Genomic DNA, 13,396 nt, shown 5'->3' with positions numbered 1-13,396 from the left:
TTCCACATTCCTATAGTTGGATATACATGAATTAAATATGATAGCACATAGAAGTGCCATTATATTTAATAATAAATAATTAATTAAACGCATAGCTATAATTCTTTAGATTTAATCTTACCTCGTTGCAAATCTTTTATGCTGAATGGAGAGTTATTTCTAAGGGTTCCTTTTCCAGCAGGAATTTGTCCTTTTTCTTGATTATATTCACTATTCACCTTCCCCTTTAGCGGATATTGTATCATATCCTTAATGCTACCTTTATCTAGTTCTTTATTCCGAAAGGAACTAGAAGACTCTGCTGTCATCAAACCTTTGCTTGAATGGACAACTCCCATTGCATGGGCAATTTCATGAGCACCGGTTTCTGTACCTTCCCGAGATTTTTTTACTTGAATATAATTTCCACCTAACGTGACTCCATTAACATTCTTATTTAATTTGTCATCAGGAACTACCTCAAAGGCATCATTAGAGCCATGGTTACTGGTGCCAACAACGGCAAAGCCGAGAGAACCAACGGATCGATTCAAGAAATCAAGACCATCGGCAGAGGATATGGTACTGCCGAACGCTATCGGATAGCGATTCTATTCTTCTATGGTGGTCTAGACATATGTTAACTCACACTAATTACAGTAGAACCCTTTTATTTATCGTTAGCCACTGGGATGTTTGCTATAGATATTGTCTTCGCCTCGTGGGGGAGATGCGCGATTATATCTATTAATACAATTACCACTTTAAATTGTAGGAAACTTATTTATCATTATATTTATGAAAAACATGTTCGTCTCCATCATCTTGATTTATATATATAAAAACGCTGTGAGGTATCTCCTCCTTAAAGATTATTAAATTGAGGATTCCAAGAACAGGCTGCCCATTCAAATCTTCTTCCATTACATCCTTTATATGTAAAATATTATCTTCAACTTTTACAAAAAAACCTTTGGAAAAATTTGAGTAATACCCTTGTCTTATTCTATTTTTATACACAATAATATTTCCAGATGAATGGGGACTTTCTTTTAGCCCAAATATATCTTCTTTTTTTAAAAAGGATATAGTGTCATTATCTGAATTAAGAATACTCCCCACAAAAAGAATTTCTGACTTACAGATATTATTTCTGTCTTTTGCTATTATAACAACCTTTTGTTTTATATGATTAACAATTTTATTTTCATATCTCACAACGGTCCTATCATATTTTTCAAAGGTTGTATAGATTGTGTCTCTTACAAAGCCCTGACTTATATTGTGAGATAAGCCTTTTGCATTATAATAGCTGTTGATGCCGCTTATAAAACAAAATAGTAAAAAAAATCTGTACATATATCTTCTTTTATAATCAGAACCATAAAAGCTATGGTTCTGATTGTTAACATTTATTTCATATGACTTATGTATGTATTCACCTTTTGTAGATAATTTTTTACTCCGCCACCATTATATCTCTGTATAGCAATTTGCCATCCTTTAAAATAGACATTTTTCCCGTCTGAACGTAGTCCCTTTTGATATAAAATCCCTATACCTGCATGAACGGATAATTGCGGTGTTGCCCCTCCCATTTTCCGAAGACCAAATTGTGATTTCGAATCGTTCCAATCGTTTGAACTCGCAGAATACCAAACATTTGCTTGCATAATATCACTTTTGGCATTATTTAAGCCACGTCCAGGGGCTGTTCCTATGCGAGTTTCTTGCATAATAATAGCTTTTACAATATCTGGATCTAAGTTTGGTATTGAACTAGGATTATTTATATAAAGTCCATTAGTATGCTTCGGGGTAATTCCCATATTTTTGTTTTGGTTGAAATAAGAAACTTCTGCAGCTATAAGGTAATCATATTTTTGATATTTTGACGAAGACAAATCAATATTGCCTTCATTGTAATTTATAACTCCAGGCATATCTGCTTCAATCCATCCAATGTGAGATTTTCCGCTTAGATTTTTTGTTTGAATATTCTTGGCTTTTAAATTGTGTACAAATGTAACATTATTTTTGCTTGAAATTCTTTTGGCTTCTGTCCCCCCTGGATTTACAAAAACAGTATCAGCTCCATTATAATCCAAGATTATGATAGGGTTTTGCAAACAATATACATACGGACTAGCATCTACAAATTTTTCCTGCAACGGATCTGTACTCATCCACAAACTCAACCTCGGCTCATAGTACCTTGCACCATAGTAGTACATACCCGTCTCCTCATCAAACTCCTTGGCATTGAAGAGGTAAGGCGTGTTCCAAGTGTTGTTGCGTTCTTCTATGAACACTTCGCCAAACGGTACATACTCGATATGCTGAGAGACTTCACCGTCCAAGTTGGTGATGTAACTACTGCTGCCCAAATGGTCGGGATGGTAGTAGAACTGCATCTTCTCATAGTCGTCGTTGGGCTTAAAGTTGCCGTTTACAGCTCTTGTGCGTGCCATTGTACGAGCCTGTGCTGCCTCCGGTGTACCGTCGTTGCAGCAGAAGCCCTGACCATTCACATAGTCGTCATTGTCCTTTCCAGAATAAGGCAAGTCAAACGTTTTGTAATTGTCTTTAATGGATTGTAACTGCAGATTGTACTTATCCTTGTAATTGATAGTCAAGCCATCTGCCTCATTTCCTGCATACGGTATTCGTCTTGGATCTGCACCATAAGAAGCCAAGTCGCCAAGTTTGCTGACGATTCTTTGTGAGCCGATGTAGATGTGCTTGGTGTACTTGCCACCTTGTCCTGCTACGAGGTAAGGGCTGACATAGAGTGAGAAGCGTGCTGTACCGGTGTTACCACCCGAGAACTCAGAGTTCACATAGATAGCTTCGTTCTCGCCACTGGTCTTCACTGTGCGCTCACCATCGGCATCATACCAATAGTTGCTTACAAAGCCGTTCTCATCGGCTGCCAACAAGCGGTTCTCCTCGTCCCAACGGAACTTCTGCTCGGTTGCCTTTTCATCCTCCTTGCCGTCTTTCTTTACACGAGAGGTATTGATATAGACAAGGTTTCCATTGGCATCGTAAGTGTACTTGTGTCCGTTGTTGATATTCGTACTGTCCGTAGGAGTTTCTTCCGTTCGGTAGTTGATATCACGCACATTGTCAAGCTGGAATAATGGGTCATAAGTCTCACCTATTTCCTCCACACACATAGCCTTGTGTATGGAGGAAAGATTAAGTGGATTATAGTTTTGAGCGTACATCAATTAGGCAAGCGGTGTGCTGTTAAGGATGCAGGTTTTCTTTCTCTTTGGGCTTTTCGTTATCGCCTTTCTTCTTTTTGACCACTCGGAGTTCTACAGATTTTGCTGCGTTACGCATGGCTGCTTTTGGCGTAAAGACTATTTTCGGTGCCTTCAGGCTGTCGGCCGTAACTTCTACCTCTGTGTCCATCATCTTGGCTGGCACTACGATGCGGAACGAACCGAGGTCTGCCAAATCCACGCTCTGTCCCAATTCGAGGGCATCGCGCACGATTGCACCAAGTCTGATGAGGGCATTACTCACATCACCTGCCGAAAGCGAGGTCTCACGGACGATACGGTCTACTACCATCTTGTTTGTCAGATGCTGTTGCGATACTGGCTGTGCATAATACACGGTCTGTCCCTTGCGCTTGCCGATAGGCTGCGTCTTTGATTTTACTTCAAATTCTATCATACTCTTTAATTGTTTATGGTTATCAACTATATAACGTTGTTCTTTCCTGTTTATTGCTTACGGCTTTTAATACCCATATAAGGGTAATGATGAACACCCTTATAAGGGTATTGCCTGTTACCCTTATAAGGGTGTTGGGACATACCCTTGTATGGGTAAGTTCAAATCGATTATATATAGGCTAACCAACGAAACTATCTTTCGTTTCAAATTTATAATTGTCAAAATATTACTGATATACCACATTAGCACATTTTACTATTTTTGAAATATGATAATCAGAATCATAACTATATGAAATCAAGAAAAAGAGACATCCGGTATTACTTACTAAATAATTAGAAGTCGTAAATTGCCCATTCCCTTCTTTCTTTATTATTGTTTTATAGTCTATTCCACCACTTGTTGCATTTAATATAGTATCTCTAACTACCGAAAAAAATAATATGGAATCAGACGAGCTAAAGTATTCACCATCTTTTTTAAAAAAATGGTCCTTCTCTGTCTTTGTTGATGATTCTATTACTATTTCCTTTTTTGAATATGTTATATCGAAAGATTGACGTGTATTAGAGGATAAACTTTCCCTCCTCTCACTACATGAAGATAGTGGCATCAATAAAGATGCCACTATAATCGATAGAAACCACTTGCTATTTACCAAATTCCCTTTCATATCTTCTTTGCTCTTTATCAAATTCTTTCTTTGTGGAAGGATATCTCTTTATTAATTCTCTTTTTACTTGATTATAATTAGAGACACCCACATGTTTTTTATCTTGTTTTGCTAAAGATCTATGATCCATATCTCCATTAGGATCCTTTGTGAATAATTTCTGTACGGCTTCTATTCCATCCTTTTCATAGGCACTACGAACATCATTTACAGAGACTACAAAACATGCTAGATGTGCAATCCATAATCCAAATTAATTTTTTTGATTCAGGATAAATTTAAATCTCTGTATCCGTTTTGCATACAGTTATTTGTTTTTTTATATTCATAGTTTTATCTATTTATAACCAAGGAACATTTTCTTTTTGAGAGAAGATTTATAATTACCATATATTATAATGACAACTCCCAATCTAGGGCATTACCAATACTTTAAATATCGTTATTCAAAGTATTCTGCAACATTCTGAAAGTTTTGCTTTTTTTGTCTATTTTGTATAATTTATAGATACTATCATAGCTGCTTATAACAATTACTGAATCACTGATGCTTTTTATATTATATTTATCACCTCCTAAAATTAATAGACTATCATTATATAGCGACCACTTCTCGCTCCATAATTGATCGCGTAGATAATATTTTTGTATTTTATTTCTATCAATATGCTCGTAAATAAACCATTGCCCATCTTTGTTAAAATAATAATAAATAAAATGATTGTCATCTTCATGTTCCTTTGTTTTCCAAAAGCAATAAGAGTCTCCACAAATAATTTCAGCACCACTTTTTTTATGAGATTCACATGATATTATCCCCAAAAAAACAACAATAGAACCTATAAAATAAAAGTAATATATTTTACAGTCCACTAGCTTCTTGCCAGTGGACTGCACTTTATGTTTAAAATTGTATTTCATTTCCACCATTTAAATAAGTTGGAACACTATTTACCCCATTTGCTTTTAAAAGTTCGGATGCTTTTTCTATATACCCTTAATTCCGCAACACTATTATAACTTAAACTTTTTAAGTACCTGAGCAACAAAAAGTTGCCCAGGATTTTGCCATGTCAAAGAATTCACTTATCTTAGTGTTGCAAAACAAGCAAGCAAAACTCTGATATGGCATGGCAAAAATACATATTAAATCCGATAAACTCACTCCTTTTGGAGGAATATTTTCAATCATGGAGCAATTTGACTCCACATTGTCATCTGTAATCGACTCGACCCTCGGTCTAAGGTGTAGATCATTCGGTTATCAGTACAGCGAAATCATCCGTTCACTCATGAGTATCTACTTCTGTGGTGGCTCATGTGTTGAGGATGTCACTACTCATTTGATGAGCCATCTCTCGCTTCATCCGACACTTCGAACTTGTAGCTCTGATACTATCCTCAGAGCGATAAAGGAGCTGACGCAAGAAAACATTTCATACACATCAGATATGGGCAAGACCTACGATTTCAACACGGCTGACACTCTCAATACTTTACTGCTCAATTGTATGTTTGCATCTGGCCAACTGAAAGAGGACGAGATGTATGATGTTGATTTCGACCATCAGTTCATAGAGACAGAGAAGTATGATGCAAAGCCTACATACAAGAAGTTCCCTGGTTATCGCCCTGGCGTGGCGGTTATTGGCGACTTAATCGTTGGCATTGAGAATAGCGATGGCAACACAAATGTTCGTTTTCATCAGAAGGACACGCTGAAGAGGTTCTTTGAGAGATTTGAACAGAACGGCCTTACTATCAATCGTTTCAGAGCTGACTGTGGATCATGTTCCGAGGAAATCGTAGAAGAAGTAGAGGAACACTGCAAATCCTTCTATATCCGCGCAAACCGCTGCAGTTCGCTCTACAATGAAATCTTTGCTCTCAGAGGTTGGAAAACTGAGGAAATCAATGGCATTGAGTTCGAATTGAACTCTATCCTTGTTGAAAAGTGGAAGGGTAAAGCATACCGACTTGTGATTCAAAGACAGAAACGGTTGGATGGTGTATTGGATCTCTGGGAAGGAGAATACACATACCGTTGTATCCTGACTAACGACTATGTATCTTCCGTAAGAGAGATTGTCGAGTTCTATAACCTTCGAGGGGGAAAGGAACGTATCTTCGATGATATGAACAATGGTTTCGGATGGGACCGATTGCCCAAATCCTTCATGGCAGAGAACACCGTGTTCCTTCTTCTTACAGCACTTATCCGTAACTTCTACAAGGCCATTATCCAAAGACTTGATGTAAAGAGGTTCGGACTCAATACAACAAGCCGCATAAAAGCGCTTGTCTTCAGGTTTGTCTCTGTACCAGCAAAGTGGATCAGGACATCAAGGCAGTATGTGCTGAATATCTATACTTGTAACAATGCTTACGCGGATGTGTTCCAGACAGATTTTGGATAACGCCTACAATTTATGGGTATGATACTGCGTATTGCCTCAAGTCGCATTGTGGGGTAAGGGGATGTTGTAGGCTGAAGTGGGGGATTTCAGTTCTAATTATCTGCAAATTCAGTAATGAGAGGATGTGTACACGCAAGAAGGACGTTGAAAAGTTAAGTTGCGGATTTGAGGATAATGAAAAGATGCTTTTAAATTTAACCCAAACAGGAATAAGAGGATTGTTTAGATTAATTGACAAAAATGTAGATATCGTAAGAATTTTATCAAGTATAGGTCCTGTTAATAGGCTCAAATCCCTTATGGATTTAATAAAAGAAAAAACAATGCTCCCCGAACAACAGAAAATTATGGCTTTTAATACATTGAGAACTCCTTCAGAGGAAAGTGAACATAAAGGGTTTAGCAATTTTATAAAAGGTTTTTTTAGTATGTATCGTAATCCAAAAGCTCATACTCCAAGAATGACAGAGGATACACAATTATCAGCCATGATAGAGGTTTTAGTCGTTGCTTCCATAATTCATAACAAATTAGATATAACATATAAGACAGGATATTAGTTATTTGGCTTTTTGTTACTTTTGAGCCGTCTCAACTCGCTGCCAAAAGTAACGAGGTATTTTTTGTTGGGGTTTCTTTGCTCCTTTCTTTGTCCGCCCGAAGCTCACGAAAGAAAGGAGCGGTCGGCAAATCTGCCGACCGCTTTACGTTGTGTGCTCTTTTTGAACGATTATCCGTCCCGTCTTTACTTCGGGGTGTGTGGAGAAAGCCCAATTGATTTCCTCATCGGGAAGTGTGCTGTGAATGCTGCTACCCATAACCAACCCACAATTTTGCAGGACTTTCTGCCGTGCGTCTTCTTTGTTCTCCGCAACCACATCAAACACTCCATCGAAGATGTATTGCGTCCGTACTCTGTAAACTTTCTTCTTCATAATCTTAAAATTCAACTTTTAATAATCTATATTCCTTTGGCTCTCCATTTGACAATCTGCGGTGTTTGAGCCAAAAGTGATGTGCACCATAGCCGTATGCAAAGAACTTGTCAAGTTCTGTTTCTTCGGCTATTTGGTTGATAGCCGACCTTAACTCCTCTTTGTTGTCGGATAGGGTTATTGCGTTGATAACCCTGATGAGTATGTGTGGTATCTCGTCCGCACTGTTATAGATAATGTTTTCAATCTCTGTTTTCATATCTGTGTCTATTTAATTGTTTGTTTTATGCAGTAGCTTGCATCCGCTGGCTGATTAGCCTACGATTGGCATTGACAAGGTTTACTATCTGTTCGTGGTACTCGGTATTCTTGTTGCACACTCCACGACTTTGCACCACCTCAAATGATTTCAGTGATACCTCTATTGTTTCTATCCGCTTGCCCTCAATGGTTGCCGACAGGATTAGTGAGTCCTCTTTAAGATAATATTCGTTGGAGAATACGCAATGGTGCATGGTCGCTCCCTCCTCCAAATGTTCACGCACGCTCTCCAATACGTGGACTTGGATAGTGCCGTCCGTGAAATGGATACCGAAAAACTTGGATTTAAGTTCTTTGAAACGCTTTTCATCTTCCATTGCCTTCTTTTGCTTCTGTTCTATCTCCTCCCTTTCACGCAATCTGAGAAGTTCCTCGTGTCTGCGGTCGTGTTCGGTTTTAAGTTCTGCAGGGCATAAATATTTTGGATTATGAATATCCTTACCTAATCTTCTAAGTGTATCTACATAATCACTCCAAAGGGAAATGTCAGCTATCTCATAGCCGTTACGGACTGCAATCTTGTAGGACTGCCATAGTTCCTCAAAAGACTTCTTGTTACTAAGAAAGTAACGTAAATGGTCTGTTCGACCTGCTTTTAGCAATGTTTCCACACGGCTATCTGTAAGCAATGCAGGAATAAGCTGGGTAGGCACGATGCCATAGAAATTATCCTTAAAACCATTTCTACGAAGTATGTCTGTAACCTTGAACTTCGGATATATGGGTGAGTAGGCAATATGCTGATAGGCTTCATTATCGTTGCGGATTGCCATAGGACTATAATAGGAAAAGGTATCAACATAGTGTCCCAATATCCTCTGTATGGCAACCACAGCTTTTCGTCCCTGCATATTCCACCAATATTGCCCAATCTCAATTATAGAAGTCTGTGCTTTGTAACCTTTCTCCATACCCACAACAAGTAGGAACATACGCAATACTTGAAACTCTCCACAAGTGGTAAGTATGGTGAAATACTGCTTCTGCTGCAACTTGCGTTCGTAGGTTTCCTTGACCTGCAACTTTGCCCTACAACGAGGGCAAGTGCAAGTTTCTCTATGTTTGTCCATTACCCAACTATGCCCACAATCCATACAAGTAGTGCGACCTTTTGGAAAGCGGTAGGCGAAGTGGTCTATACACTCACGAAATGCCCACTTACTTTGTGTCTTGGTTATCGGGCGAAGATACTTGCTTTGTCCCAAAACTGCCTTTTCAAATTTGTTTCTTGGTTTCATAGGCTTAAAAATCAAATAATGATGGTTGTACTTGGGTTGCTATGCTCTCTGTCTTTTTTACTCGTGCGTTACGACTCTGTAACTTGGCAAGTTCCTCACGCTGATATTGCTTAATGGCTTCCTGCCTTGCTTCGGCTTTTTCTTCCTCCGTTAGTTCCACAACGTGATTAACGGCAACTTGGCAAGAAACAGCCTTGCCGACCTCTATATCGTCCTCATCGTAGTAGTGAACAGCCATAGAGAAGATTTCATCATCATCAAAGCCGTTGCAACCGCTTTTCTGCACTTCATTAAGAATGTAGGTGATGCACTCCTCGATATTCTTGTTTGGCTTCAACAAGTTAGAGGCAAATAATGGGTCTGTCATAGCACGCTGATTAAGATACTCGGCTATTGTCCGTGTGAAATGTTCTGTTCCTTTCATATTGCTTAGTATTTTGGGATTTGGCTTTCACTTCGTCCGCCGATTTTCAATTCTACTATTTGATTGATGCGCCCATATAGGTAGGCTCTTAGGCTGGTGCGGTCGGGTGCGTAATATTCTGTCCATTGTCCGTACTGATTGACAAGGTATTTCTTCAGCACATCGAAGAAGTTAAACCTCCAACCTTGCAGAGGTACGGCTGTGCGGAAATAGGTGTTTGAGTTCACCGCTTCACATAGCCAATTCTTTTTTTCGAGCCAAGCTCTCAACAACTCGTCCTCACGGCTCATACGCTCACCACGATTGAGTTTGGCACGCAGGAGATATACTTTGCTGTTACGGAGGTTCTCCAAAAGGGGAACGTCCCACTGCACAAACTTAATTGCCAATACTTGCTCACTCTTTTCAGCCGTAGGGTTAATGCGGTAATGAGAGGAGGAGTTATATCCTTTTCTGTTCATCGAAGATGTTGTATTTACCTTTTGCTTATCCATAGCGACATTTTTTTTATGCGTCCAAAGATCGGAGTATGCTGATTCCTTTTTGTAGCAAAATAGAGGTAGCGGGGCAGGCTTGCACAAGGTTTTGTCGGAAAATACTACCCGTAGGTGTGGAGATTTTCCAGACAAACCAAGCGGCATAGACCTTTTGAAAGCCACAAGCCCCGTACTACCTTTGCGGATAAAAAGGGACTAGCATCCGTCTTCTTGTCATCGCATATTGTGGAGCATCGGAAAAGAAGCAAAAGTGCAACGCTCATAGTGGAATATAGAAAAGGTAGCTATCTCAAAATGCGAGATAACCACCTGATGAAATAAAACGAAGGTTTTACAGAGCTGTGCTTCTCAAAGCACGCAGAGCAGGATGGCACAGAGAATCGCCAGCCAGAAGAGAATGCTCAGCAGCGTAAATGCCACTTTCAGAATTACCCTGACTATAAAGCGTAGTATCAGAAAGCCTGCAATGACTGACACGACAGTTACGACTTGTGGCGTTACTATCTTTGAGATCAGCCAAATGGCACCGATAACGATGGAAAGCAGAACGGCGAGTTCGATGAAGCGTGTCCAACCGAAGCGGCGGACTTGCTTGGGAGAAGTCGGCGGCTGCCTGTTCCTCTCGGTTTTATACGATGCGTCTGCCTTGATGAAGGCGGGCTGATGAATATCTTGATTCATGATGATTGTTTTCATAATCGGGGCTTTTAATAGTTCAAGAGCGATAACAAGATGCTCTAACGACCCAAAGACAAGTGTTTGTAAAACTCTTGGCGTGTGGAGTGGAGCGTTTATCTTGGCTCTTGAAACTACAAAAACTCCGAATAGTGCTACATCAAGCCATGTTCTCACCGCCTATCGTTGGCAGACCATTGACCTCGATGATCAGAACGATTGTCCCTGTCAGTTCGGTGTAGAGTTTCTCATACTCTGGATTTGCGCCAAAGTCGTCTGTCAGTTCATACTTATCGAAAACGCTTTGCACAGCCTTATTCTTCAGAAGCATTGGTGTTAGTCTTTCGGGGAGTGGAGAAGGAAGTTCTTTCTCGAACTCATTCTCTAAGACAGATACAAGTGTGTCATACTTGGAAAAATGAAGTCCTCGATACAAGACTTCACTTGCCATGGTCTCTGCTTCGGGATGCGAGAAGCCTTGTGCCGCAGCATCGCAGTAGGCAGTAAGGGCTTCATCGGCTCTTGACGTTATGAATGGTTTATCACCCAGCATTTCGGGGAAATGCTCACTGAGGTAGTTCTCTAACTTCAAACGGAAGTAAGAAAGCTCTTTCTTTGTTGTTGTCATAATCTTCTTGGTTTAGGGTTTTACATTATTTTGAGTTGATGCCCATAGCAACATTGAACTTGTCTAACTTGCCAGCCAATTGTTCCATATCGTGTTCTATCTTCTTATTGGTTATACGGGCATAAATTTGTGTAGTTTTAATGTTGGTATGCCCCAACATCTTCGATACACTTTCCATAGGAACACCCTTGCTGAGCGACATGGTTGCAAACGTATGTCGGGCAAGATGGAAGGTCAGATTCTTCTTGATGCCACAAATGTCGGCAATTTCTTTCAAATATGCGTTGGTTTTCTGATTCGTTAGGATGGGAAATAGTTTGCCGTCCCGATAGGTCTTATGACTGTACTTGGCAATGATACTCTTGGGAATGTCAAGCAATAAAACATTTGTCTCCACATTTGTTTTCTGTCTCTTGGTCATAATCCACTGCTTATCATCAAGTGTTACGATATTGTCTGGTGTGAGATTGGAAACATCAATATATGCTAGACCTGTGAAACATGAAAAGATGAAAACATCCCTTACTAACTCCAAGCGTTGAATAGCAATTTCCTTGTTGGCTATCTTCATAATTTCCTCATCCGTGAGAAAACCTCGATTGACAGGCTCCAAGTGAAAACGATGATTGAGGAAGGGGTCGTGAAGAAGATAACCACGTTTTTGAGCATAGATAGTTACGGTCTTGAGTGCCTTCATCTTCTTGACTGATGTGTTGTAAGCGCAACCTGCCACTGTACTCAGATATAACTCAAAATCCTGTACCACGGATGGTGTGAACTCTGTCAGTCCTACATCCTTTCTTCCATACTTATGAATAAGGAATTCTGCGAAATGCCTTCTTAAAACGCTGTACTTTTGTAGGCTGTCTTTGCTGATGGTATGTCCGACGCGTTGCCTGATGTCTTCGTTGAATCTGTCGAATACAGGGAGGAAAGTTGTATACTCTCTGTCTTTTCCCACAAAATAAGATCGGATTTTCTCCAATGACAGGGAGGAGTCGTCCTCAAATTTGTGATAGATGTTATTCAGTGTAGCAGAAATAGAGTCCAATGCGGCATTGGCGGATAAAGCTTCAGCCGTCCGACCTTTGAGCCGACTTGTGGCATTGTTCCATACTGTCTTGTCCACGAAGATTTTCGTAGATCCGAAATTTGCCATCTCTCCGTTAAGGAATACACGGAGCATTACAGGCGACTTTCCTTCTTTGTTCTCATAGTTTGAACGTAGGTAGAAGGACACCTTGAAATTTGTTCTCATAATGCATCATTCTTTTGTGTAGCACTCGGCTGCAAAGTTAATACTTAATACATTGAAAAAGAAAGAGTTGATGCCGTCAATATGGTATTCAAAATCCCGTCATTGCTACATTTTTTATTGCTACAATTTTTGTGTAGCAGTTTATGTAGCAGAATTTGACCGAATGATGATTGTCAAAACATAGGGTTATGCCGTCAGGCGATAGAGGTATATACAAAGAAAAATCGTTGTAAAACCTTGATTTTACAACGATTAGCTAATTTTTGAAGGCTAAATTGACAACCCTTGTGAAGCCCTTTTGAAGCCTATTAGCGGAGAGAGAGGAAAATGACCATTTCGCTGCAACTCCTTGTATCATAGTCTTTTATTTTTTTATCCTTTTTAATTGTAGCCATATTGTAGCCACAACAGAGTATTTTGAGAGTACTCGCAGATACTGCTACCCGAAATGCGCACTTGCATTTCTTGGGTTCAAAAGTACAAAAAAGTAGAACATCCTCCAAATTATTGTGGGAAAATGTTTTAGAAATCTTTTGGCTACAATTTTCAGTGCATGGTGCAAGTCTATATATATAGATAGACCTTGCACCATGCACTGACAGTCCCAAAGATGTGATTGATTGATATGGCAGGCTAAAGATTTTCGCCTACGTATTGGGCA

Annotated in this window: 17 protein-coding genes; 3 read left to right on the top strand and 14 right to left on the bottom strand. The window is 39.6% G+C overall.

The window, feature by feature from the left end; translation table 11 throughout:
• Nucleotides 1-95 precede the first annotated feature (95 nt).
• Entirely contained in the window at nt 96-533 is a 438-nt protein-coding gene (locus DYI03_RS13490) for a hypothetical protein (RefSeq protein ID WP_004339168.1), read from the bottom strand.
• On the opposite strand from DYI03_RS13490, the gene DYI03_RS13970 reads away from it, so the two are divergent.
• Nucleotides 480-623 carry a transposase gene (locus tag DYI03_RS13970; protein WP_021668843.1) on the top strand — a complete coding sequence of 48 codons (144 nt, stop codon included), beginning with the start codon at nt 480-482 and terminating at the stop codon, nt 621-623. The two genes, DYI03_RS13490 and DYI03_RS13970, sit on opposite strands and share 54 nt — an antisense overlap.
• A gap of 136 nt (nt 624-759) precedes the next feature.
• Here the strand turns inward: DYI03_RS13970 and DYI03_RS10870 are convergent, their stop codons facing one another.
• From DYI03_RS10870 to DYI03_RS10850, 5 genes are all read right to left on the bottom strand, one after another.
• Nucleotides 760-1,338: a hypothetical protein gene (locus DYI03_RS10870; protein WP_021668842.1), complete on the bottom strand. Its 579-nt coding sequence runs from the start codon at nt 1,336-1,338 to the stop codon at nt 760-762.
• A 53-nt stretch (nt 1,339-1,391) separates the two neighbouring features.
• Nucleotides 1,392-3,209 (bottom strand): RHS repeat domain-containing protein, encoded by a 1,818-nt coding sequence (locus tag DYI03_RS13725; protein ID WP_025876665.1) that lies wholly within the window; start codon nt 3,207-3,209, stop codon nt 1,392-1,394.
• A 22-nt stretch (nt 3,210-3,231) separates the two neighbouring features.
• Complete coding sequence (locus tag DYI03_RS10860) at nt 3,232-3,666, bottom strand: HU family DNA-binding protein (RefSeq protein ID WP_025064726.1); 435 nt, start codon at nt 3,664-3,666, stop codon at nt 3,232-3,234.
• Between the two features lie 229 nt (nt 3,667-3,895).
• Nucleotides 3,896-4,363 (bottom strand): hypothetical protein, encoded by a 468-nt coding sequence (locus DYI03_RS10855; RefSeq protein ID WP_147287680.1) that lies wholly within the window; start codon nt 4,361-4,363, stop codon nt 3,896-3,898.
• A 411-nt stretch (nt 4,364-4,774) separates the two neighbouring features.
• On the bottom strand, nt 4,775-5,263 hold the full coding sequence (locus tag DYI03_RS10850; protein WP_036870219.1) for a hypothetical protein: 489 nt from the start codon (nt 5,261-5,263) through the stop codon (nt 4,775-4,777).
• Nucleotides 5,264-5,472: 209 nt separating this feature from the next.
• Here DYI03_RS10850 and DYI03_RS10845 point away from each other — a divergent pair, with 209 nt between their 5' ends.
• A complete protein-coding gene (locus DYI03_RS10845; protein ID WP_115367973.1) occupies nt 5,473-6,759 on the top strand; it encodes an IS1380 family transposase in 1,287 nt (428 codons plus the stop codon).
• Nucleotides 6,760-6,941: 182 nt separating this feature from the next.
• On the top strand, nt 6,942-7,319 hold the full coding sequence (locus tag DYI03_RS10835; RefSeq protein ID WP_051263456.1) for a TIGR02391 family protein: 378 nt from the start codon (nt 6,942-6,944) through the stop codon (nt 7,317-7,319).
• 144 nt (nt 7,320-7,463) lie between these two features.
• Here the strand turns inward: DYI03_RS10835 and DYI03_RS10830 are convergent, their stop codons facing one another.
• The 8 genes from DYI03_RS10830 to DYI03_RS10790 form a co-directional block, all read right to left on the bottom strand.
• Nucleotides 7,464-7,694: a hypothetical protein gene (locus DYI03_RS10830; RefSeq protein WP_025064906.1), complete on the bottom strand. Its 231-nt coding sequence runs from the start codon at nt 7,692-7,694 to the stop codon at nt 7,464-7,466.
• A 4-nt stretch (nt 7,695-7,698) separates the two neighbouring features.
• The gene (locus DYI03_RS10825) at nt 7,699-7,953 is read right to left on the bottom strand and encodes a hypothetical protein (RefSeq protein WP_025064907.1); all 255 of its coding nucleotides are present in this window, start codon (nt 7,951-7,953) and stop codon (nt 7,699-7,701) included.
• A 25-nt stretch (nt 7,954-7,978) separates the two neighbouring features.
• Entirely contained in the window at nt 7,979-9,253 is a 1,275-nt protein-coding gene (locus DYI03_RS10820) for a PcfJ domain-containing protein (RefSeq protein WP_115367972.1), read from the bottom strand.
• A 4-nt stretch (nt 9,254-9,257) separates the two neighbouring features.
• Entirely contained in the window at nt 9,258-9,677 is a 420-nt protein-coding gene (locus DYI03_RS10815; protein ID WP_025064885.1) for a PcfK-like family protein, read from the bottom strand.
• Nucleotides 9,678-9,682: 5 nt separating this feature from the next.
• Complete coding sequence (locus tag DYI03_RS10810) at nt 9,683-10,171, bottom strand: hypothetical protein (RefSeq protein ID WP_025064886.1); 489 nt, start codon at nt 10,169-10,171, stop codon at nt 9,683-9,685.
• A gap of 351 nt (nt 10,172-10,522) precedes the next feature.
• Nucleotides 10,523-10,870 carry a hypothetical protein gene (locus DYI03_RS10800; protein ID WP_115367994.1) on the bottom strand — a complete coding sequence of 116 codons (348 nt, stop codon included), beginning with the start codon at nt 10,868-10,870 and terminating at the stop codon, nt 10,523-10,525.
• 139 nt (nt 10,871-11,009) lie between these two features.
• On the bottom strand, nt 11,010-11,477 hold the full coding sequence (locus tag DYI03_RS10795) for a DUF1896 domain-containing protein (RefSeq protein ID WP_115367970.1): 468 nt from the start codon (nt 11,475-11,477) through the stop codon (nt 11,010-11,012).
• A gap of 25 nt (nt 11,478-11,502) precedes the next feature.
• Complete coding sequence (locus DYI03_RS10790) at nt 11,503-12,735, bottom strand: site-specific integrase (RefSeq protein WP_021668766.1); 1,233 nt, start codon at nt 12,733-12,735, stop codon at nt 11,503-11,505.
• Nucleotides 12,736-13,396: the final 661 nt, after the last annotated feature.

Origin of the sequence: Prevotella disiens (assembly GCF_900454955.1) — a bacterium.
In the GTDB taxonomy this organism is placed as follows: Bacteria; Bacteroidota; Bacteroidia; order Bacteroidales; family Bacteroidaceae; genus Prevotella; species Prevotella disiens.
The sequence above is the reverse complement of the archived record's forward strand: the minus strand, read 5'-3'. Positions and strand labels throughout refer to the sequence as shown.